Source organism: Kluyvera sp. STS39-E (assembly GCF_040932435.1).
In the GTDB taxonomy this organism is placed as follows: Bacteria; Pseudomonadota; Gammaproteobacteria; order Enterobacterales; family Enterobacteriaceae; genus Kluyvera.
The window spans coordinates 86,250-107,961 of the sequence record NZ_JBFQGA010000002.1 but is presented as its reverse complement, the minus strand read 5'-3'; the positions used below and the strand labels follow the sequence as shown (position 1 = coordinate 107,961).

16 protein-coding genes are annotated in these 21,712 nt (G+C 54.3%); 8 read left to right on the top strand and 8 right to left on the bottom strand.

From position 1 onward, the window contains the following. Positions 1 to 161 precede the first annotated feature (161 nt). From AB4K05_RS04060 to AB4K05_RS04050, 3 genes are all read right to left on the bottom strand, one after another. Positions 162 to 971 (bottom strand): Cof-type HAD-IIB family hydrolase, encoded by an 810-nt coding sequence (locus AB4K05_RS04060; RefSeq protein WP_368478740.1) that lies wholly within the window; start codon positions 969 to 971, stop codon positions 162 to 164. 256 nt (positions 972 to 1,227) lie between these two features. Then, positions 1,228 to 3,660, bottom strand: a complete 2,433-nt coding sequence (locus tag AB4K05_RS04055; protein ID WP_368478739.1) for a formate C-acetyltransferase/glycerol dehydratase family glycyl radical enzyme — start codon at positions 3,658 to 3,660, stop codon at positions 1,228 to 1,230. Positions 3,661 to 3,665: 5 nt separating this feature from the next. After that, entirely contained in the window at positions 3,666 to 4,568 is a 903-nt protein-coding gene (locus AB4K05_RS04050) for a glycyl-radical enzyme activating protein (RefSeq protein WP_368478738.1), read from the bottom strand. A 133-nt stretch (positions 4,569 to 4,701) separates the two neighbouring features. On the opposite strand from AB4K05_RS04050, the gene fsa reads away from it, so the two are divergent. Then, on the top strand, positions 4,702 to 5,364 hold the full coding sequence (gene fsa / locus AB4K05_RS04045; protein ID WP_368478737.1) for a fructose-6-phosphate aldolase: 663 nt from the start codon (positions 4,702 to 4,704) through the stop codon (positions 5,362 to 5,364). Positions 5,365 to 5,499: 135 nt separating this feature from the next. Here the strand turns inward: fsa and moeB are convergent, their stop codons facing one another. After that, the gene (gene moeB, locus AB4K05_RS04040; RefSeq protein ID WP_368478736.1) at positions 5,500 to 6,261 is read right to left on the bottom strand and encodes a molybdopterin-synthase adenylyltransferase MoeB; all 762 of its coding nucleotides are present in this window, start codon (positions 6,259 to 6,261) and stop codon (positions 5,500 to 5,502) included. Next, positions 6,261 to 7,496, bottom strand: coding sequence for a molybdopterin molybdotransferase MoeA (gene moeA, locus AB4K05_RS04035; protein WP_368478735.1), 1,236 nt, complete (start codon positions 7,494 to 7,496; stop codon positions 6,261 to 6,263). The genes moeB and moeA overlap by 1 nt, the downstream gene beginning before the upstream one ends. A 176-nt stretch (positions 7,497 to 7,672) precedes the next feature. Between moeA and iaaA the strand changes: the two genes are divergently transcribed. The 5 genes from iaaA to gsiD are packed head-to-tail and all read left to right on the top strand — an operon-like array spanning position 7,673 to position 13,941. Continuing rightward, positions 7,673 to 8,614 (top strand): beta-aspartyl-peptidase, encoded by a 942-nt coding sequence (gene iaaA, locus AB4K05_RS04030; RefSeq protein ID WP_368478734.1) that lies wholly within the window; start codon positions 7,673 to 7,675, stop codon positions 8,612 to 8,614. Between the two features lie 11 nt (positions 8,615 to 8,625). Then, positions 8,626 to 10,485, top strand: coding sequence for a glutathione ABC transporter ATP-binding protein GsiA (gene gsiA / locus AB4K05_RS04025; protein ID WP_368478733.1), 1,860 nt, complete (start codon positions 8,626 to 8,628; stop codon positions 10,483 to 10,485). 31 nt (positions 10,486 to 10,516) lie between these two features. Beyond that, positions 10,517 to 12,055, top strand: a complete 1,539-nt coding sequence (gsiB, locus tag AB4K05_RS04020) for a glutathione ABC transporter substrate-binding protein GsiB (protein WP_368478732.1) — start codon at positions 10,517 to 10,519, stop codon at positions 12,053 to 12,055. A 52-nt stretch (positions 12,056 to 12,107) separates the two neighbouring features. Beyond that, a complete protein-coding gene (gsiC, locus tag AB4K05_RS04015; protein WP_368478731.1) occupies positions 12,108 to 13,028 on the top strand; it encodes a glutathione ABC transporter permease GsiC in 921 nt (306 codons plus the stop codon). Between the two features lies 1 nt (position 13,029). After that, positions 13,030 to 13,941 carry a glutathione ABC transporter permease GsiD gene (gene gsiD / locus AB4K05_RS04010; RefSeq protein ID WP_368478730.1) on the top strand — a complete coding sequence of 304 codons (912 nt, stop codon included), beginning with the start codon at positions 13,030 to 13,032 and terminating at the stop codon, positions 13,939 to 13,941. A gap of 193 nt (positions 13,942 to 14,134) precedes the next feature. Here gsiD and AB4K05_RS04005 read toward each other — a convergent pair whose 3' ends face one another. Beyond that, positions 14,135 to 15,139 carry a LacI family DNA-binding transcriptional regulator gene (locus AB4K05_RS04005; RefSeq protein ID WP_368478729.1) on the bottom strand — a complete coding sequence of 335 codons (1,005 nt, stop codon included), beginning with the start codon at positions 15,137 to 15,139 and terminating at the stop codon, positions 14,135 to 14,137. Between the two features lie 248 nt (positions 15,140 to 15,387). Between AB4K05_RS04005 and AB4K05_RS04000 the strand changes: the two genes are divergently transcribed. Both AB4K05_RS04000 and AB4K05_RS03995 read left to right on the top strand, forming a co-directional pair. Next, on the top strand, positions 15,388 to 17,442 hold the full coding sequence (locus tag AB4K05_RS04000; protein WP_368478728.1) for a TIM-barrel domain-containing protein: 2,055 nt from the start codon (positions 15,388 to 15,390) through the stop codon (positions 17,440 to 17,442). Next, positions 17,439 to 18,821, top strand: coding sequence for an MFS transporter (locus AB4K05_RS03995; RefSeq protein ID WP_368478727.1), 1,383 nt, complete (start codon positions 17,439 to 17,441; stop codon positions 18,819 to 18,821). The genes AB4K05_RS04000 and AB4K05_RS03995 overlap by 4 nt, the downstream gene beginning before the upstream one ends. Positions 18,822 to 18,865: 44 nt before the next feature. Here the strand turns inward: AB4K05_RS03995 and rimO are convergent, their stop codons facing one another. Together rimO and AB4K05_RS03985 are read right to left on the bottom strand one after the other, a co-directional pair. Further along, positions 18,866 to 20,197 carry a 30S ribosomal protein S12 methylthiotransferase RimO gene (gene rimO / locus AB4K05_RS03990; RefSeq protein ID WP_368478726.1) on the bottom strand — a complete coding sequence of 444 codons (1,332 nt, stop codon included), beginning with the start codon at positions 20,195 to 20,197 and terminating at the stop codon, positions 18,866 to 18,868. A gap of 168 nt (positions 20,198 to 20,365) precedes the next feature. Then, positions 20,366 to 21,514 (bottom strand): lipase family protein, encoded by a 1,149-nt coding sequence (locus AB4K05_RS03985; RefSeq protein ID WP_368478725.1) that lies wholly within the window; start codon positions 21,512 to 21,514, stop codon positions 20,366 to 20,368. Positions 21,515 to 21,712: the final 198 nt, after the last annotated feature.

Here is a 21,712-nt window from a genome sequence, read left to right as displayed (position 1 = left end):
GCATTACAGGTGATAATGTAAGTTAAAATAAAGTTAATGCAAGTTTAAATTTTAGGCGGGGTGGGAGTGGGAGTGGGATGTAGGCCGGATAAGGCAAAGCCGCCATCCGGCAGAATCGTGAACTTTGCCGGATGGCGGCTTTGCCTTATCCGGCCTACGACTTAGAAGGGGGTTGTTCCGTCCAGCACGGCTTGAATCACGTTCAGCGCGCCGTTGTGGTTGTTATCGTCGGTCCGATAATCGGCAATGGCCTTAATGCTGTTGGCGGCGTTGTCCATGGCAAAGGCGTATTTCACCAGCTTCAACATCTCGGCATCGTTGTCACTGTCGCCAATTGCCACACACTCTTGCGGCGAAATCTGCCAGCGTTGCAACAGACGACTGATGCCGTTGGCTTTATGCAGACCCGGAATAATCAGGTCAACAAAACCGAAGCCGCTGGTTACTGGTTTCATAATGCCATCCAGCGACACGTGCAGCTTATCGACCAGACCGGGAATATCACTGTCTGGCAGATTTAGGGAGAATTTAAAGATTTTATCGTCAATATCGTGGTAGCTAGCCACGCGTTTTAAGCGGTAATAATGCTTAGACATCAGTGCGACAAGGTCATCCGGCGCGCTTTCGCTGATGTAGGCGCTTTCCAGCCCACAGGCGACAAATTTCAGCTGCGGATCTTTAAGGAGCTCGGTAAATACCGTTTGTGACTCGTGGCGGGTTAGCTCGCCGTGAAACAGCTCTTGGCCGTGTTCATACACCAGCGCGCCGTTTTCAGCGACAAAGGAGATGCGGTCGCGGATTTCGGGGAAGAAGGTGATGAGCTGATAATACTGGTTGCCGCTGGCGACGACGAATTCAATGCCACGCTGTTGAAGCTGTTCAAACTGCGCCAGAAACCGCGTGCGGTCATAGGTCTTGGCGTCATTAAGAAAAGTTCCGTCCATATCAGTGACGATAACTTTAACGGTCATACGAGATGCTCCTGGGGTAAATCCGGCCAGCAGCAATTTAATTACAATGTGAGCTAAAGCACAAATTTATTTCATTCGAAAGGGAGAGGCGATGGGGATGCATGTGCGCAGGACCCTCACCCCGGCCCTCTCCCTAAAAGGGAGAGGGAGAAAACCGGAGCCCTCTGGCAGCGCGGAGGGGGAAATTGACTAACGGCACCAATCGGTTCCCTCTCCCCTTTGGGGAGAGGGTTAGGGTGAGGGGATAGCTCCAAACCTACAGCGTATGCTCGGTACGCGCGATAATATCGTCCTGCGCATCTGGCGACAGGGCGGTAAAGAACGCCGAATACCCCGCCACACGCACCACTAAATCACGATACTGATCCGGATGTTTTTTCGCCTCAAGCAGCGTTTCACGCGACACGATGTTGTACTGAATATGCCAGCCTTTGTGCACCTCGAAGAAGGTGCGTAGCAGCGCCATCAGCTTTTGTTTATCGCTCTCGTTTTCAAGCGTTGCCGGGTTCAGCTTCTGGTTTAACAGCACACCGCCGAGAATCGCCGAAGTGGGCAGTTTGCCAACGGAACTAATAACCGCCGTGGGACCGAGGTGGTCGGTACCAGAAGCCGGGCTTGCGCCTTCCGCCAGCGGAGTTTTCGCTTTACGGCCATCCGGCGTTGCCATGGTTTGCGCACCAAACGGCACGTTTGCCGAAATGGAGGACGTGCCCGCGTAGTAGTTGCCGCCAATCGGACCGCGACCGTAGCGCGGGTTGTGATACTGCTTCAGCTCGTCGATATAGGTCTGGTAAGCGCGTGCCAGCAGGGTATCAACGCTGTCATCATCATTGCCGTATTTCGGCGCGCCGTTGATCAAACGCTGGCGCAATTGTTCGTGAGTCAGGCCGTCGTAGTCTTCTGCCAGCGCTTTCGCCAGCGCCTGCTGACCAATGATCCCCTGGTCGAAGACCAGTTTTTTCACCGCAGCCAAGCTGTTACCGAGGTTGGCGATGCCCACCTGCAGTCCGGAAACCCAGTCATACTTCGCGCCGCCTTCTTTGATGCTTTTTGCTCGTTCGATGCAGTCATCCACCAGCGCCGAGCACAGAATATCGTGGACGTTTTCTTCCAGCATGGTATCGACCACGTACTCAATCTCAATAGATTTGCGGGTGTAGTAGCGGATCTGCGTATCCCAATCGGCCAGCATTTGCTCGAAGTTGGTGAAGTTGCCTTGAGACAGCGCATGCTCTTGCGGCAGGAATACCTGACCGCTGGTGGCGTCACGACCGCCTTCCATCGCAGCCAGCATCACGCGGGCAAAGTTGATAAAACTCATGCCGGTGCAACGGTAACCCCATTTGCCGCCGACGGCGGTTTCGATGCAGCCGATTGCCGCATAGTCGTAAGCATCTTCAGGCTCAATGCCCAGCTTAATGAATTCAGGGATCACGATTTCATCGTTGTTAAACGCCGGCATCCCGAAGCCGCAGCGGATCACCTGTACACAGGCGTCGAGGAAGTCGCTGCTCATTCCCGCATGGTAGCGCACGCTCAGGTTTGGCTGAGTGGAGCGCAGACGGCCGCAGGATTCGAGAATAGCGTAGGAGAGCGGGTTCACCGCGTCCTGCGCTTCGCCGTTTTGTAGCTTCTGCCCGCCAATGGTGACGTTCTGATACAGCGGACTACCTGCGGAAGCCTTCGAGTGCGAGCCGGAGCGGATTTTGTTCACTTCCAGCAGCTTCAACCAGCAGCTGTGCAGCAGCTCAATGGCCTGCTCGCGTCCCAACGACTGTTCTAATTCAACGTCGCGGCGATAGTACGGATAGAGATACTGGTCCATACGCCCGAACGACACCGAGTGGCCGTTGGATTCAATTTGCAGAATCAGTTGGATGAAGTAGCACAGCTGCAGCGCCTGCCAAAATGTTTTTGGCGGCTGGTGGGCAATCACTTCACAGTTGTCGGCCATTGCTAGCAGCTCGTCACGGCGGCTTTCGCGCACCTCTTCACAGGCCATCTGGCGGGCCAGTTCCGCGAAGCGCACAATGTGCAAGCTGACCGCGTTGAGCACAATATCAATTGCTTTCAGGAACTGTTCACCGTGCAAATCTTCCAGCACGGTCAGGTTAATGCGGGTACGACGCTCGGCAACTTTGGCGCGCATACCGTCGAGACCTTTCTCCAGCAGCAGCGGGAAGTTGACGGCCAGGTGCGCATCGCCGGAGGTCATATTGCCTTCCGCTTTGATGATCCCGGTTGCCAGCAGCGCTTTTTGTTCGTCAGTAAACATGCCGTAGCAGCGATCCTGCACGGTCTGGCCGCGCCACCATGGGCATACTTCGTGCAGTACGCGCTTATTTTCTTCGCTAACGGCAAAGCCCGCGCCAGGACGATCGGCTAAATCATCGATCTCTTTCTCAATCCAGCTAACGGTATATTCCGGGAAGATTGGCGCTGCGCGAACTTCGGAGGCCTGGTTGCCGATAATCAGCTCGTCATGCTTGATCCAGATGGTACGTTCCGCTAGGTGCTGCGCCAGTGCGAGCGCGCGACGAACGGGGATGGGCTTATCGAGATGCTGCTGGTAAGCCTGCGTGTAGTGGAGTGCGCGTTCGGTACATACCGGCGGCTTCACGATGTGCACCAGCGCGTTTTTATGGGCCTGAATGCGGGCGGTCAATTTATCGAGAGTCAGCGTGGTCATCAGTTTTATCCTCGTAGTGTCGCCGTTAACCCATTGTCATGGGCGTACCGTTGGGCAAAATCCAACAGCGCCGGGTCGTTCAGCGGCTTATCGGGTGCAAAGTAGGGTTGGCCGAGCAGCGCATACTTGTTGATGCCCAGCGTGTGGTAAGGCAGAAAATGGATATCACGCACGCCGGATAGCTTATCGGCGGCAAAACGGGTGATGGCTTTAATTGACTCTTCATCGGCGTTAAAGCCCTGAATCAGCGGGACGCGCAGAGTCATCTGTTTTCCCGCAGCGGACAGGCGTTGCAGGTTATCGAGCACGCGTTTGGCAGAGCCATCGGTCCACTGCTTAAAGCGGGCTTCATCCACGTGTTTTAAGTCGGCCAGAAACAGGTCGATATAAGGCAGCGCCGGTTCCAGATAGCGCCACGGCACGTGCAAGCAGGTTTCCACCGCCGTGTGGATGCCGTTTTCATGCGCGCTTTTTAATAGCTGAAGTGCCAGCTCCGGGTTCATGAACGGCTCGCCGCCGGATAAGGTCATGCCGCCGCCGCTACGGTCGTAGAAAGGTTTGTCGCGCAGCACGGTGGCCATAATCTCGTCGACGCTCTTTTCTTCACCACAGACGGTGAGTGCCTGGGTTGGGCAGCACTCTTTTAGGGTATGCAGAGTTTCCGCATCCAGCTTTTCCCGATGGATAACCAGCCCGCTGATGACGCGTTCAATCACCGCTGGCGCAGCCTTCTGACACAGGTCACAGCCTTCAAGGCACAGACGTGGATCAAACAACACATCTTGTTCTCTGGCGCGGCTTTCCGGGTTTTGGCACCAGCGGCAGCCAAGCGAGCAGCCCTTAAGGAAAACAACGGTGCGGATGCCTGGACCATCGTGGGTAGAATAGCGCTGAATGTTGAAAATCATATGCAGTCCTCTTCTTTCGTATAAAGATTAAAATACTTTCGAATGAAAGTTATTTTGATGTGCGTCAACTTAAGCGGAGGTTTTGCTGTGGTAGTGTTATTCCATGCTCAATATCACGGTTTAAGGACACATCATGGAACTCTATCTCGACACTTCAGACGTTGCGGCGGTAAAGAAGCTGGCGCGCGTATTTCCGCTGGCGGGCGTAACGACGAACCCCAGCATCGTTGCGGCGGGAAAAAAACCGCTGGATGCGCTGCTGCCAGAGCTACTGGACGCCATGGGTGGAAAAGGGCGTTTATTTGCGCAGGTGATGGCGACGACCGCCGATGGCATGGTGGCTGATGCGCACAAGCTGCGGGCGATTATTCCCGATCTGGTGGTGAAAGTGCCGGTGACGGCAGAAGGGTTGGCGGCGATTAAATTACTCAAAGCTGAGGGCATACCAACGTTAGGCACCGCTGTATATGGCGCGGCGCAGGGGCTGTTGTCGGCGCTGGCGGGTGCGGAGTATGTGGCGCCTTATGTGAATCGCGTTGATGCGCAGGGGGGGAATGGCATTCAGACCGTTTGCGAATTACAAGATCTGCTGACCCTGCATGCACCGCAGGCAAAAGTGTTAGCGGCAAGCTTTAAAACCCCACGCCAGGCGCTAGATTGCCTGCTGGCAGGCTGCCAATCTATTACGCTGCCGCTGGACGTGGCGCAGCAGTTAATTAGCTACCCGGCGGTTGATGCGGCGATCGTGAAGTTTGAGCAAGACTGGCAGACGGCGTTTGGACGCACGTCGCTGTAAATATTGCCAGTTGGCGCAGATGCATGTGGATTTGTCTGCCTGATAAGCGCAGCGTCATCAGGCACAACGGTGCAGATTGCCGGATGGTGGCGTTGCCTTATCCGGCCTACGCGACTCTCCCCATCGGGGAGAGGGTTACGCCGAAGCCTGCCCGCACACCTCGCACGTTGGGTTGCGCATCAGCTTCATCTCCCTAAACTGACAGCGCATCGCATCATACATCACCAGTTTCCCAGCCGCAGGCGTGCCGTAATGCGTCAGCACCTTAATCGCTTCCATCGCCTGCATTGCGCCAATCACGCCGACTAAAGGCGACATCACGCCGGCTTCCACGCAGGTAAGTGCGTTCTCGCCAAACAGACGGCTCAGGCAGCGATAGCACGGCTCGCCGTCCTCGTAGGTGAAGACCGATATCTGCCCTTCCATGCGAATCGCCGCGCCAGAGATAAGCGGTGTTTTATGCCGGAAGCAGCCGCTATTGAGCTGATTACGGATGGTGACGTTATCGGTGCAGTCGAGCACGATGTCATGCTCGGTAATCAGCGCCGATAGCGCTTCTTCGTCAAGTAGCGCATTGACAGTGACCAGCTTGACGTGCGGGTTGATTCGCGTGAGCGCGTCACGGGCGGAATCCACTTTCGGCTGACCGATGGTCGCATCGCTGTGCAACGTTTGCCGTTGCAGATTGGAGAGCGATACGGTGTCGAAATCGAGTAGCGTCATTTGACCGACGCCCGCCGCTGCCAGATATGGCGCCGCAGCGCAGCCCAATCCACCAAGGCCCACGACCAACGCGCGCGAGGATTTTAGCTTCTCCTGGCCGTCAAAATCGAAATCACGCAGGATTATCTGCCGGTTGTAGCGCAGCATTTCGCTATCGCTAAGCACCTCAGCCATCACAGGCCTCCCAGCAGGTGGTTAAACGGCTCCACTTCAACCCATTCTCCCGCTTCAACACGACCGCGTTCGCGCTCCAGCACGATAAAGCAGTTGCCCTGGCTAAAGGAGCTGAAAATATGTGAACCCTGATGGCCGGTGGTGGCGACGGTCAGCTCACCATTCTCATTGCGGGTCAGCAGCCCACGCTGGAAGTCGAGGCGGCCGGGTGATTTTTTCAGGACATCGGTGGTGCGTACGCGCAGACGCGGCGCTTGGGTCGCATGATGACCCGCACTGAGCTTCGCCAGCAGTGGCTGAACCAGCTGATAGAAGGTTAACGCCGCGGAAACCGGGTTCCCCGGCAGGCCGCAGAACCAGCTGTGACTGAGTTTGCCGAAGGCGAACGGTTTGCCGGGTTTAATCGCCAGCTTCCAGAAACTGATTTCACCCAGCTCATCGAGAATCGTTTTGGTGTAATCCGCTTCACCCACCGATACGCCGCCGGAGCTTATCACCACGTCTGCCTGTTTATCCGCCTCGATAAAGGTCTGACGCAGCTGTTCCGGGTCATCGCGAATAATGCCAAGGTTAATGACTTCGCAGCCGAGTTGTTCGAGCATCAGGTGCACGGCCAAGCGGTTAGTGTCGTAGATTTGCCCGTCGCCCAGCGGCTGGCCCGGCAGTTGGAGCTCGTCACCGGTGGAGAACAGTGCAACGCGAACCTTGCGCACGACGCTGGCTTCAGCGATACCGAGCGAAGCCAGCACCGGCAGCTCGGCGACCGTCAGCCGAGTTCCTGCGGGGAACACCACCGCGCCGTTGGCAATATCTTCGCCACGCAGACGGATATTCTGACCCGGCTGCACGTTAGCGGTAATGCGGACGCCCGTGTCGGTCTGCTCGGTCTCTTCTTGCATGACCACGGCATCGCAACCCTGAGGAACCGGGGCGCCAGTCATGATGCGAATACAGGTTCCCACAGGCCATTCACCGTGGAACGGCTGCCCGGCAAAAGCTTTACCCGCCACTGCCAGCGGCGCACCGGTTGCGAGGTCAGACAGACGCACCGCGTAACCATCCATCGCCGAGTTATCAAAGCCCGGAACATCCAGTGGAGAAATAATATCGCTGCCCGTAATGCGGCCAAACGCTTGGAGCAGTGGCACCGATTCGCGGGTATTCAGCGGGGTAATCTGGTCAAGCATCTGCGTCAGCGCGGTATCAAGCGGTATCAATCCGGCGGTAAAATCCATGAGTTAACTCCTGCGGGAAACGTTCTAATCCGCCCATTATGGCAGAAAAGGCCCGCAGACTGTATGCCACCTGTGGTGTACAGTCACATTACTGATGGCACTTTACATATTCAAAATTGATATAGTTGAAGAGCCACTATAATGATATTTATAAAGAAAATGAGGGATTTTTGGGCATGGGCAAGGCAGTCATTGCAATTCACGGCGGCGCGGGAGCGATAAGCCGTCATCAGCTTTCGGCACAGAAAGAACACGAGTTCGTGACGGCGCTTTCCGACATCGTGGAAAGCGTGCAGAAAATGCTGGAGTCCGGCGCCTGCGCGCTGGATGCGGTTACCGAAGCGGTGCGCCAGCTTGAAGAGTGTCCTTTGTTTAACGCCGGGATCGGCTCGGTATTTACCGCCGAGGAAACCCACGAGCTTGACGCCTGCGTGATGGACGGCAATTCGCTGGCAGCCGGGGCGGTAGCCGGAGTCAAGCACCTGCGCAATCCGGTGCTCGCCGCCAGACTGGTGCTGGAAAATAGCCCGCACGTGATGATGATTGGCGAGGGCGCGGAGGCATTTGCCAAATCGCAAGGTATGGAGCTGGTGCATAATTCCCTTTTCTCCACCGATACGCGTTTTCAACAGCTGGTGGAAGCCCGCAGCAACGGCGAGTTTATTCTCGACCACGACGGCTCCCCGCTCGACGAGCGCCAGAAAATGGGCACCGTGGGCGCGGTGGCGTTGGATTTTGACGGCAACCTAGCGGCGGCTACCTCCACCGGCGGCATGACCAATAAGCTTCCCGGCAGAGTGGGGGACAGTCCGCTGGTGGGCGCAGGGTGCTACGCCAATAATGCCAGCGTCGCGGTCTCCTGCACCGGCACCGGTGAGGTGTTTATCCGCATGCTGGCGGCCTATGACATCGCGGCATTGATGGAGTACGGCAACCTCAGCCTGCTCGAAGCCTGCGAACGAGTGGTGATGGAAAAACTTCCAGCGCTCGGCGGCAGCGGCGGACTTATCGCCATCGACCGTGAGGGCAACGTGGTTCTGCCGTTTAACAGTGAAGGTATGTATCGTGCTTGGGCCTACGCTGGCGATACGCCGACCATTGGTATTTACAAGGAATAAAAGGAGTTACCGTGCCGCATTCCGCTGAGCTTGATGCCTCGCAGGTACTGAGTATTCATAATCTGAACATTGCATTTCGTCAGGATAAGCAGTCCGTTGGCGTCGTAGAGCAGCTCTCATTTCATCTCAACCGAGGCGAAACGCTGGCGATTGTCGGTGAGTCCGGTTCAGGGAAATCGGTAACGGCGCTGGCGCTGATGCGGCTGCTGGAGCAGGCCAGTGGGCAGATTTCCTGTGAGCAAATGCTGTTGCGACGGCGCAATCGTGAAGTAGTCGACCTGCTTGAGCAGACGCCGGCGCAAATGCGCGGTATACGCGGTGCGGATATTGCGATGATTTTTCAGGAGCCGATGACCTCGCTGAATCCGGTGTTTACTATCGGCGAGCAGATTGCCGAGTCGATCCGCCTGCATCAGGGGCTAGGACGCGAAGCGGCGCTGGCGGAGGCGAAGAAGACGCTCGATAAAGTGCGCATCCCTGAAGCGCAAACTATGCTATCCCGCTACCCGCACCAGCTTTCCGGCGGTATGCGTCAGCGAGTGATGATTGCCATGGCGCTGTCGTGCCGTCCGGCGGTGTTAATTGCCGACGAACCCACTACCGCGCTGGATGTCACCATTCAGGCGCAAATTCTCCAGCTTATCGACGTGTTGCAAAAAGAGATGTCGATGGGGGTGATCTTTATTACCCACGATATGGGCGTGGTGGCAGAAATTGCCGATCGGGTGTTGGTGATGCATCAGGGCAAAGCGGTAGAAACCGGCAGCGTAGAGGAAATCTTCAATGCGCCGCAGCACGACTATACCAAACGCCTGCTGGCGGCGGTGCCTCGGCTAGGTGCCATGCGCGGCAGCGATTTCCCGAAGAGTTTCCCTGAACTTAATGCGCCCCATATTGCCCCTCAGCCCCAAGACACGGTGGTCGAAGGCCAACCGATTCTTCAGGTGCGCAATTTGGTGACCCGCTTTCCACTGCGCGGTGGGTTGCTAAACCGCGTGACCCGGGAGGTGCATGCGGTGGAAAACGTCAGTTTTGATCTTTGGCCGGGAGAAACGCTATCGCTGGTTGGTGAGTCCGGCTGCGGTAAGTCGACCACCGGGCGGGCGTTGCTGCGGCTGGTGGAATCGCAAAGCGGCACTATCACGTTTAATGGCGAGCGCATTGATACGCTCAGTGCGAATCAGCTCCAGCCACTGCGCCGCGATATCCAGTTTATTTTCCAAGATCCTTACGCTTCGCTCGACCCGCGTCATACGGTCGGCTTCTCTATCATGGAGCCGCTGCGTATTCACGGTGTGTTGGAAGGCGAGGCGTTACAACAGCGCGTCGAATGGTTATTGCAGCGCGTCGGCCTGATGCCGGAACACGCATGGCGCTACCCGCATGAGTTTTCCGGCGGGCAGCGCCAGCGCATCTGTATTGCCCGCGCGCTGGCGTTAGAGCCAAAGGTGGTGATAGCCGATGAATCCGTCTCGGCGCTGGATGTGTCAATTCGTGCGCAGATCATCAATCTGCTGCTCTCCTTGCAGCGCGAAATGGGCATTGCCTTTTTATTTATCTCACATGATATGGCGGTGGTGGAACGCATTAGCCATCGCGTAGCGGTGATGTACCGTGGGCGAATTGTGGAAATTGGCCCGCGCCGCGCTATCTTTGAAAATCCGCAGCATCCGTATACCCGCAAGCTGTTGGGCGCGGTGCCGGTAGCCGATCCTGCACATCGCCGTCCGCAGCGCGTGCTGCTGTCGGACGAGCTACCGGGGAATATTTACAAACGGGGCGAGGCAGTAGAACCGACAGCTTTACAACAGGTATCGCCAGGGCACTTTGTTGCCCGCGAGCCGGCAGGCAGTGCGCTAATAAATCGATAGTAAAACGACAAAACGACAGGCAGGGGACAACATGACACAACGCGTTTCACGTAAATGGCTGGTTGCATTAGGGGTAGCGTCCGCGCTTGCCGCTTCTCCCGCGTTCGCGGCAAAAGATGTAGTGGTGGCGGTAGGCTCTAACTTCACCACGCTCGACCCGTATGATGCCAACGACACGCTATCGCAGGCGGTGGCGAAATCCTTCTATCAGGGACTGTTCGGTCTTGATAAAGAGATGAAGCTTAAAAATGTACTGGCTGAAAGCTATACCGTGTCGGATGACGGCAAAGTGTATACCGTCAAGCTGCGTCAGGGAGTGAAATTCCAAGATGGCACCGACTTTAACGCCGAGGCGGTAAAAGCAAACCTCGACCGCGCCAGTAACCCGGAAAGCCACCTCAAGCGCTACAACCTGTACAAAAATATCGATAAGACCGAAGCGGTAGACGCCAGCACGGTCAAAATCACCTTAAAGCAGCCGTTCTCAGCGTTTATCAATATTCTTGCTCATCCAGCGACGGCGATGATTTCTCCTGCGGCGCTGAAAAAATACGGCAACGAGATTGGCTTCCATCCGGTTGGTACCGGGCCGTATCAGCTTGATACCTGGAATCAGACGGATTTTGTGAAGGTCAGTAAATTTGCCAACTACTGGCAAAAGGGGCTGCCGAAGCTCGACTCCATCACCTGGCGTCCGGTGGTTGATAACAATACCCGCGCGGCGATGCTGCAAACCGGCGAAGCGCAGTTTGCTTTCCCTATCCCTTATGAGCAGGCCGCGCTGTTGGCGAAAAATAGCCAGCTTGAACTGGTAGCCAGTCCGTCAATCATGCAGCGTTACATCAGTATGAACGTGACACAAAAGCCGTTCGACAATCCCAAAGTTCGTGAGGCCATCAACTACGCGATTAACCGTCAGGCGCTGGTGAAGGTGGCCTTTGCCGGATATGCCACACCCGCCACCGGCGTGGTTCCGCCGTCTATTGCCTACTCGCAGCAATATCAGCCATGGCCGTATGACCCGGCAAAAGCGCGTGAGCTGCTAAAAGAGGCGGGCTATCCGAACGGCTTTAGCACCACGCTGTGGTCATCGCACAATCACAGCACCGCGCAAAAGGTCCTGCAGTTTACTCAGCAGCAGTTGGCGCAAATTGGCATTAAGGCACAGGTAACGGCGATGGACGCCGGGCAGCGTGCGGCGGAAGTAGAAGGTAAGGGACAAAAAGAGAGCGGCGTACGGATGTTTTACACCGGCTGGACGGCATCGACCGGTGAAGCTGACTGGGCATTGTCACCGCTGTTCGCTTCTTCTAACTGGCCGCCAACCCAATTCAATACTGCGTTCTACAATAATCCTCAGGTCGATAAAGACCTGATAGCAGCGCTGCAAACGACCGACGGTAATGAGAAAGCACGGCTCTATAAAGAAGTTCAGGATACTATCTGGAAAGAGTCGCCGTGGGTGCCGTTGGTGGTAGAAAAACTGGTTTCCGCACACAGTAAGTCATTGTCAGGGTTCTACATTATGCCGGATACTGGCTTTAGCTTTGACGACGCAGATTTGAAGTAAACGTTGTTTCCCTGCTTCATGATGAAGCAGGGAGCCATCGGCAAGGAGATTCATGCTCAACTATGTCATTAAGCGCCTACTCGGCCTGATCCCCACGTTGTTTATCGTGGCCGTGCTGGTGTTTTTATTTGTCCATATGCTGCCAGGCGATCCGGCGCGGCTGATTGCCGGACCGGAAGCTGACGCGCAGGTTATCGCGATGGTGCGCCAGCAGCTGGGGTTGGATCAGCCGCTGTACGTGCAGTTTTGGCACTACATTAGCCACGCCGTGCAGGGCGATTTTGGCACCTCGATGGTTTCGCGTCGCCCGGTGTCCGAAGAGATTGCGAGCCGTTTTCTGCCAACGCTTTGGTTAACCCTAGCCAGTATGGTTTGGGCGGTACTGTTTGGTATGGCGGCTGGTATCGCCGCTGCCGTCTGGCGTAACCGTTGGCCCGACCGCGTAGGTATGGCGCTGGCAGTCACCGGGATCTCCTTCCCGGCGTTTGCGCTTGGGATGCTGCTCATGCAGATTTTCTCCGTCGAACTGGGTTGGCTGCCTACGGTCGGGGCCGACAGCTGGCAGCACTATATCCTGCCGTCAATCACGCTGGGCGCAGCTGTAGCTTCGGTAATGGCGCGTTTTACCCGCGCCTCATTTGTTGATGTACTCAACGAAGACTATATGCGTACCGCCCGCGCCAAAGGGGTGAGCGAAAAGATGGTGGTGCTCAAACACGGGCTGCGCAACGCTATGATCCCGGTCGTCACCATGATGGGGCTCCAGTTCGGCTTTCTGCTCGGCGGCTCGATTGTGGTGGAGAAAGTGTTTAACTGGCCGGGGCTTGGGCGTCTGCTGGTGGACTCGGTGGAGATGCGTGACTACCCGGTGATTCAGGCCGAGGTGCTGCTGTTTTCGTTGGAGTTTATTCTTATCAACTTAGTGGTGGACGTGCTTTACGCCGCCATTAACCCGGCTATCAGGTACAAATAACGTGCGATTATTGAATTGGCGTCGACAGGCTGCACTCAATGCCATGCCGGTGATGCAAACGGCAAAACAACGCACGCCGTGGCGTGAGTTCTGGCGGCGTTTTCGCCAGCAGCCGGTCGCCATGGCGTCGGGTATCTTCGTGCTGCTGCTGATTGTCGTGGCGGTGGTCGCGCCGTGGATTGCGCCGTTTGATGCTGAAAACTACTTTGACTACGATCGCCTGAACGAAGGCCCGTCGTTGATGCATTGGTTTGGCGTGGACTCACTGGGCCGCGATATCTTCAGCCGGGTGCTGGTGGGCGCGCAGATTTCCTTAACCGCGGGCGTCTTCGCCGTACTGATTGGTTCCGTCATCGGGACGGTGCTGGGCCTACTGGCGGGCTATTACGAAGGCTGGTGGGACCGCATTATCATGCGTATTTGCGACGTGCTGTTTGCTTTCCCCGGCATTTTGCTGGCGATTGCGGTGGTGGCTATTATGGGCAGCGGCATGACTAACGTGATTATCGCCGTGGCGATTTTTTCCGTTCCGGCCTTTGCTCGCCTAGTACGCGGCAACACGCTGGTACTCAAGCAGCAAACCTTTATCGAATCGGCGCGCAGCATTGGTGCCAGCGACAGCGTGATTATCTTCCAGCATATTCTGCCCGGTACGGTGTCATCGATAGTGGTCTACTTCACCATGCGCATCGGCGTGTCGATCATCTCCGCCGCTAGCCTGTCATTCTTAGGCCTTGGCGCACAGCCACCAACACCGGAGTGGGGGGCGATGCTTAACGAAGCGCGAGCCGATATGGTGATTGCGCCGCATGTTGCCGTCTTCCCGGCGCTGGCGATTTTCCTGACGGTGCTGGCGTTTAACCTGCTGGGCGATGGGCTGCGCGACGCGCTGGATCCGAAGCTGAAAGGGTGAGCTTTAACGGCAGAAGAACAGACAATTATGGGTGAAAGCCTCTGGCACTTTGGCCGCGAGCGTAGTGTATTGACGGCATTTTGGGCCACGCAGCCAAAGAAGGCATGTGTTCACGCGGGCGAAAAGTGCCGCTCAGTTAGGGGGACCTAGAGGACTGAGCATCGACCTTACAGACATTTTTTTGTAGCGCAAACTAGCGCATGATGTGTTCGCGTCGCTCTACAAACGTGAGATCGGGTAGCGAATGCCGTGGGGTGCTTCCTTCTTGCATTGCATTAAGAACAGCCAGTGCAAGGTCACAGCCCAACTGCTGGTAAGGAATTTCAAAGCCGGTGGGTTTCGTTGGCAAAAATGCCGACATATCGCTGCTAAACACCCCGGCAAAGAGGGGAATATGCCAGCGTTTCTGCTGTGAGTAAGCACTGGCGCCTAATAGCTGTAAATCGCTCAGAAACACAACGTAATCAGGCGGTGTTGTCAGCGAGTGGAAATATTGCAGCGCCTCAAACCCTGAAGCTTCACTAATGTCGCCGTAAAATATGTAATCTTCATGGATGGGTAAATTATGGCGAGAGAGTGACGTACGCCACGCCTCGGCAAAAATATCACCTTGGGTGCTTTGGTTGCCGAGGGTGACAAGCGCAAAATTCTGATACCCCGCAAGTAGACCTCGCTCAACCGACACTTTCGCCACGTGAGCAAAATCAAGATCGACCCAGTTAAACTCGCCCTGCAGCGTATGGCTTCGTCCCAGAGTAGCAAAGGGAAATCCATGGCGACTAAGGTAGTCAATTCGCGGATCGTGCAGCGTAGTGTTTGTCAGAATCACGGCATCCGCTTTACGTTGCTCAATGATCTTTTGTAGCCACAGTTGTTCGTCAGCATCATTGAGCGCTAGGTGTAGGATCGTATCAATATCCTGTTGGCGAAGATGCGCTTGTAGGCCTGCGGCGACGCGCATAAAGAATGAGGCGGTATAAAAGTTATCACCATCACCAGAAGGAAGCAGTAGCGCAACGGTGTTTACTTTGCCCTTACGTAAATTACGACCTGCGGCGTTAGGTAAGTATCCGTAGAGATCGGCTGCCTCACGAACTCTTTTCTGGGTGGCTGCGCTGACTTCCGGATGATTGTTGAGCGCACGAGAAACGGTAGCGATAGAGAGATTTAACTTCTTTGCTAATGCTTTGATATTCATTAAATTCCTTCCGTTGAATATGGACGATATCGCTATGTTTATATCGTGAACAGCTCAATTTATCTATCTGAGATAACATTCTCAATAATATATCACGGCATCAATAAGAACGTGCAAATTTAAACCATAGATCACAAAAACATTTATCCTTATCTCTATTGGCTATTTTCATAATTGACAGGAGAACAAACATTCACCAGGATCGGAAACGTTTCCGGAATCATGATTAACATTTCCTAGAGGTGAACATGAATACGCTGAAAATCAAAGGTAATACACTGTGCTGGACGTGGAATGGGCAATATTTAAAAATAATCCCATGGGGTAAAAATAGTCTGAGAGTTATTTCAGGTTGGCAACCGGATGATGCTGAAATACCAGACAATGCGCTGATGAACGTTGCTGAAATTATCCCTGACTTTTATCAGGAAGAAGAACAAATAACGATATCCAATGGCAACGTTCGCGCATGTGTCGACATGCAAGGACGAGTGACTTTTTATAATCAAAAACAAGAGTGTTTACTCGAGGAGATGTGGCGACAGCGAGATAATGGCGAACATTTCTGGGATGTAGGTGAACAGCCGCAAAAGAAAATCAGTGCCCTCAAAATCTCCGCGCGAGAGTGTAAGCCATTGGCAGGTGATGCCTTCGAAATTAACGTCAGGTTTGAGAGCAATCCTGCCGAGAAAATATGCGGAATGGGACAGTATCAGCAGCCTTTTATTAATCTGAAAGGTTGTGCCATTGAACTGGCGCAGCGTAATTCTCAGGCCAGCGTGCCGTTTATGGTGTCGAGCTTAGGCTATGGTTTTTTATGGAATAACCCGGCTGTTGGTGAAGCTATTTTTGCCTGTAACGAAACCCGTTGGCATGCCAAAGCAGCGGCCCGCATTGATTATTGGATTACTGCAGGCGACACGCCGCAGGCGATTATCCAGCAGTATGCGGAAGTCAGTGGAAAACCACCGTTGATGCCTGAGTTTGCGTTGGGACTGTGGCAGTCCAAACTGCGTTATCGAAATCAGGAAGAGCTTTTAGCGGTAGCAAGACGTTATCGCGATGCGGGAATCCCGCTTGCGGTTATTGTTGCGGATTTCTTCCACTGGCCAATACAAGGAGATTGGCGCTTTGATGAACGAGAATGGCCCGATCCTGCGGCGATGACGGCTGAACTTCGTCAAATGGGGACTGAATTAATGGTATCCGTTTGGCCTACGGTCGATGTCCGCAGTGAAAATTATGCGGCGATGAATGAACAAGGTTTTTTGGTTAACACTCGCAAAGGTCTGAATATCAATTTTGATTTTTTGGGTAACACTCGTTTTCTCGATGCGACTCACCCGGATGCGCGCAAGTTCGTTTGGCAGGTGTGCAAGAAAAACTATTTTGATCAGGGGGTGAATCTGTTCTGGCTCGACGAGGCGGAGCCGGAATATGGCGTTTATGATTTTGATAATTATCGCTATCACGCGGGAAACACGCAGGAAGTCGGCAATATTTATCCCCTTAACTATACGCAGGCATTTTACGAAGGGTTGCGCGAGTCAGGGCAGGATAATCCAGTTAGTTTAGTACGCTGCGCCTGGGCGGGCAGCCAGCGCTACGGCGCGCTGGTATGGTCCGGTGATATTCATTCTTCGTTTGAATCGATGCGCAACCAGATTTGCGCGGGGCTCAGTATGGGGATGGCTGGCATCCCTTGGTGGACGACGGATATTGGCGGATTCCATGGCGGTAACGTGAACGATCCGCAGTTTCATGAATTACTGATTCGCTGGTTCCAGTGGGCGGTATTTAGCCCCGTTCTTAGAATGCACGGACACCGTGATCCGATTACGGAGCCTGAAATTCCGTGGCGTGACGGCATAGCCCAGTGCAACAGCGGGGCTGGAAATGAGCTCTGGAGCTTTGGTGATGAGACGTTCGTGATTCTGAAGCGCTTCACGGTGCTGCGCGAAAGGCTTCGTCCGTACCTGCGCGAACTCATGCGTGCTGCGCATGAATGTGGAGAACCGTTAATGCGGCCGATGTTTTATCACTATCCGCAGCAAACGCAGAGCTGGGAAATGACCGATCAGTATCTCTTCGGCAGCGACATCTTAGTCGCGCCGGTGGTGAATGCCGGGGCGACGGTGCGTGAGGTCTGGCTGCCAGCTGGCGATGCATGGGTTGATGCAAACACCGGGCAGCAATATCGCGGAGGAACGAGCGTAACAGTTTCTGCGCCGCTCTCCGTGCTTCCGTTGTTCGTTCGTGAGGGGGCAGAAGTGCTGACCACCATTGGGGGAATGGAAAAATGAGTGAAATATCTAACGCTGTCCCTTCATCTGCACCCGTTACAACCCTTGCGCGCTTAACCGTGGCTGAGAAAATAAGCTATGGCTTAGGTGATGCCGGTGGGACCATTGTTACCGGTTTGATTTCCAACTTTTTGACCTTTTTCTATACTGATATTTTTGGCCTGACGCCAGCAATCGTCGGCACGTTATTTCTGGTTTTAAGGATAATTGATGCGATCTCCGACCCGCTCATCGGGATTGTGGCCGACCGGACTGCCACTAAGATGGGGCAATTCCGCCCGTTTATTCTTTGGACGTCCGTTCCACTGGGTCTGATTGCATTTTTAACCTTCAGTGTTCCCGACCTAGCTTATCATTGGAAAATTGTTTACGCCGTTATCACTTATTTTGCATTGTCGGTTCTATATTCTTTAAATAACGTTCCGTATTGTGCATTAATCACTAAAATTACGGCCAATCCGCTGGAGTTGGTTTCCTGCCAATCGTGGCGCTTTGCATTATGCGGTGTTGCCGGATTTGCTGTGTCAGTCGGCTTGCCGATTATGGTGAAGTATTTTGGTGGAGATAATCAGGCGCAAGGTTATCAATGGGGCGTTGGGGTATTAGCGCTGTTTGCTATAATCATGTTTTTATGTTGTTTCTATGGCGTAAAAGAACGAGTGGCGGCGAGAAATAACCATACGTTTAATTTGAAGGAGAGTCTAAAGAGCATTCGGCATAATGATCAACTCCTGCTGACATTCGTGATGTCTTTGCTCATCATCAGCATTTTTAATACCAAAGGTGGGGCGGCGATGTATTTTATCACCTACGTCCTGCACGGTGATGCGGCCTATACGTCGCTGTTTTTTGGTCTGGCGACACTAGGTGGCATTCTTGGTTCAGTGTTAGTTCAGTATCTGACGCGTATTTTTGAAATCCGCCGTATCTATTTTTGGGTAAACGTGGTGCTTGGGCTGGCACATTTTGCGGTATGGTTTGTGCCGGGGAGCGCAACTACCGTTTGGCTGGCGCTGGTTTTTCTGTGCTGTCTGGTGCTGGGGTTTATCCTGCCTATGCACTTTACGCTGGTTACCTTTGCGGATACTTACGGCGAATGGAAATCAGGGCGGCGCTCATCGGGAATGAATTTTGCGTTTAACTTATTCTTCGTGAAACTGGCTTGGGCAGTAGCGGGGGTAATTATCAGCGCGACGCTGATGGTGGTGTCCTATCAATCAGGTATGGAACATCAAACGGCATCCTCGCTTGCGGGCATTACGTTGTTATCAACGGTGATCCCCGGTTGCCTGCACTTATTATTAGCGCTGACGGTGGCGTTTTTCCGCATTGATAATCAACTGGTAGCCACGATGGAAAAAGCATTAGGGCGCCAATAGAATGGAAATCCTGCCTTTCCCCAGCGGGGAAAGGCAGGGTGAAATTAAACCCGGCTACCCCACAGGTCGTATTCGTCGGCGTTTTCCACCTTCACACGTACCACGTCGCCCGGCTTCACGTTGGTTTCGCCGTTCAGGTAGACCGCGCCGTCGATTTCCGGGGCGTCGGCCATGCTGCGGCCGATGGCGCCTTCTTCGTCAACTTCATCGATCATCACCAGAATTTCGCGGCCCACTTTTTCCTGCAGGCGTTCAGCGGAGATCTGCTGTTGCAGCTGCATGAAGCGGTTCCAGCGATCTTCTTTCACATCGTCCGGTACCTGATCTGGCAGGTCGTTTGCCGATGCGCCGTCAACCGGGCTGTACTGGAAGCAGCCAACGCGGTCGAGGCGGGCTTCTTTCAGGAAGTCGAGCAGCATCTGGAAATCTTCTTCCGTTTCGCCAGGGAAACCGACGATAAAGGTGGAACGCAATGTCAGCTCAGGGCAGATTTCACGCCACTGCTTGATGCGTGCCAACTGGCGGTCAACGGAGCCTGGGCGCTTCATCAATTTGAGAATACGCGGGCTGGCGTGCTGCAGCGGGATATCCAGATACGGCAGGATTTTGCCTTCTGCCATCAGTGGGATCACGTTATCCACGTGTGGATACGGATAAACGTAGTGCAGACGCACCCATACGCCCAGCTTAGACAGTTGTTCGCACAAGCTTTCCATGCTGGTTTTTACCGGCTCGCCGTTGTGGAAACCGGTGCGGTGCTTAACGTCAACGCCGTAGGCCGAGGTATCCTGGGAAATCACCAGAATCTCTTTTACGCCAGCATCAACCAGACGCTTGGCTTCTCCGAGCACTTCGCCAATCGGACGGCTGACCAGATCGCCACGCATAGAAGGAATGATGCAGAACGCGCAGCGGTGGTTACAGCCTTCGGAAATTTTCAGATAGGCGTAATGGCGCGGCGTCAGCTTCACGCCCTGTTCCGGCACCAGGCTCAGGAACGGGTTGTGCTGAGGTTTTGGCGCGTAGTGGTGAACGTGCTCCAGAACCTGCTCGTAGCTGTGTGGACCGGTAATTTCCAGAACTTTTGGGTGCACTTCGCGAATTTGATCTTCTTTGGCGCCCAGGCAACCGGTCACAATCACCTTGCCGTTTTCTTTCAACGCTTCACCGATGGCTTCCAGAGACTCCTGGACTGCGCTGTCGATAAAACCACAGGTATTGACGATAACCATATCGGCATCATCGTAACTCGGCACGACGTCGTAACCCTCGGTGCGGAGTTCGGTCAGGATGCGTTCAGAATCCACGAGATTCTTCGGGCAGCCTAAAGAAACAAAGCCAATCGTGGGTTGGCGATGAGGTGATAAATCTGACATATGTACATTGCTCAAAAGTTGGGGCCAAGAAAAGCGGGGATTCTACCATGATGGTAGGAAAACTATAGGTCAAAAATACGCGATGAGCAGGCAGAATGCAGGTGAATAAAAGCCCCTGCATTCGCTGTGTATAAGTGCCGCCCACCGGCGTGGATGGGCGGATAGGGGTTACGATTTGGTCGCCTTGTCTCCCCGGATAATAAAGGGAACCGAGTCACGAAGTGACGGGTTGACGGTGCCGCTATGGTCAAGCCCTTCATAAACATGCACTTCCGTTTGGGTACCTGCGGCTTTAACGGCGTCGGAGAAGCGCGTCTGCATAGCAGTCGGTACGTTGATATCCACACTGCCAATACCGATAAACACCGGATGCTGAATATGCATTGTTGGGTACAGCATAGTGTTGATTCCGGCGCTAAGCAGGGATTCGATGGCCGGTTTCAGCGTATTTCCGGCATTCAGACCGGCCTGCATGGTTTTTTCCGTCAGCGGCGTAATGCACAGATTTTTCGCCTGTTCCAGCAGTGGAAGGGCACCGTCTTGGAAATAATCGGACGGCTTCAGCGATGGATCCGCGTCGGCGGCAGCAAGGTAGATGTAGAAAATATAGGGGATTTTAGGGTCCCCGGCGTTGGCATTGCCCGCTTGGGCTGGCGGCAGAATATCCGCGGCCGTAGTATTGGCGGCAAAATACGGCGTCCCGGTTAGCACCGTTGAACGGATGTTCAGTTCAGGAGCGTATTGTGGTTGGAAACCTGCGCTTGAAAATGCCGCGTGCGCGCCCTGTGATTGGCCCACAAGAATGAGCTCATTTTTCAGCGGGAACTGCTTTAGCGCAGAACGAACGCCGTCCAATATGCTCCAAGCTTCCCCACGGGCATTGAGGTAATGGTGCACGCCATCAGAGCCGAGCCCAGCGTAGTCTGGTGCAACGATGGCGTAGCCTAGAGAAAGCCAAGTGTTGAGGTATTGTTTATCCCTCGCCGTGCGTTCATTGAGCGAAGGGGCACACTGGTTGGCGACGCCAACGGTGCCATGCGCCCAAACGACAACGGGCCATCCACCCTCTGGCGTTTTCCCTCGCGGAATAAATACCGCCGCAGAGTCGGTACGCGGCGAGTGCCCATCCACACCGCTACGCGAAGGGTAGTGCATCAGATACTGCTGGGCAGCTTCGCTCAGCCCGTGATTTGCTGTCAGAGTGCTAATACTTTCGCGGCTTTTGGTATCCACCGAGGCGGCAAGGGCGGGGGCGACGCTTACCGATAAGAGCAGTAACGCCGACGCGCTAGCCCGCAGCTTTTCCTGAAATAACATTCATTACATCCTTTTTTGTAGCCTGAATAGTCACAGTTTAGTCGGCGGCGTGTGAACGCAGGGTCAATCAAATCATGATAGTGCGGGAAAGGCGTGTCTTAAGGTTGTTCCGTTGTTAAATATGTTGCGAATAATGAATCATTGATGTCGCGCAGTGTTTTGTACGTTTAGTAAACACATAATGAATAGGCCAATGGG

Excerpts from the sequence above, each read along its gene's own strand:
- AB4K05_RS04060 (WP_368478740.1), bottom strand. The coding sequence starts at position 971 with ATGACCGTTAAAGTTATCGTCACTGATATGGACGGAACTTTTCTTAAT.
- AB4K05_RS04055 (WP_368478739.1), bottom strand. The coding sequence starts at position 3,660 with ATGACCACGCTGACTCTCGATAAATTGACCGCCCGCATTCAGGCCCAT.
- AB4K05_RS04050 (WP_368478738.1), bottom strand. The coding sequence starts at position 4,568 with ATGATTTTCAACATTCAGCGCTATTCTACCCACGATGGTCCAGGCATC.
- fsa (WP_368478737.1), top strand. The coding sequence starts at position 4,702 with ATGGAACTCTATCTCGACACTTCAGACGTTGCGGCGGTAAAGAAGCTG.
- moeB (WP_368478736.1), bottom strand. The coding sequence starts at position 6,261 with ATGGCTGAGGTGCTTAGCGATAGCGAAATGCTGCGCTACAACCGGCAG.
- moeA (WP_368478735.1), bottom strand. The coding sequence starts at position 7,496 with ATGGATTTTACCGCCGGATTGATACCGCTTGATACCGCGCTGACGCAG.
- iaaA (WP_368478734.1), top strand. The coding sequence starts at position 7,673 with ATGGGCAAGGCAGTCATTGCAATTCACGGCGGCGCGGGAGCGATAAGC.
- gsiB (WP_368478732.1), top strand. The coding sequence starts at position 10,517 with ATGACACAACGCGTTTCACGTAAATGGCTGGTTGCATTAGGGGTAGCG.
- gsiC (WP_368478731.1), top strand. The coding sequence starts at position 12,108 with ATGCTCAACTATGTCATTAAGCGCCTACTCGGCCTGATCCCCACGTTG.
- AB4K05_RS04005 (WP_368478729.1), bottom strand. The coding sequence starts at position 15,139 with ATGAATATCAAAGCATTAGCAAAGAAGTTAAATCTCTCTATCGCTACC.
- AB4K05_RS04000 (WP_368478728.1), top strand. The coding sequence starts at position 15,388 with ATGAATACGCTGAAAATCAAAGGTAATACACTGTGCTGGACGTGGAAT.
- AB4K05_RS03995 (WP_368478727.1), top strand. The coding sequence starts at position 17,439 with ATGAGTGAAATATCTAACGCTGTCCCTTCATCTGCACCCGTTACAACC.
- rimO (WP_368478726.1), bottom strand. The coding sequence starts at position 20,197 with ATGTCAGATTTATCACCTCATCGCCAACCCACGATTGGCTTTGTTTCT.
- AB4K05_RS03985 (WP_368478725.1), bottom strand. The coding sequence starts at position 21,514 with ATGTTATTTCAGGAAAAGCTGCGGGCTAGCGCGTCGGCGTTACTGCTC.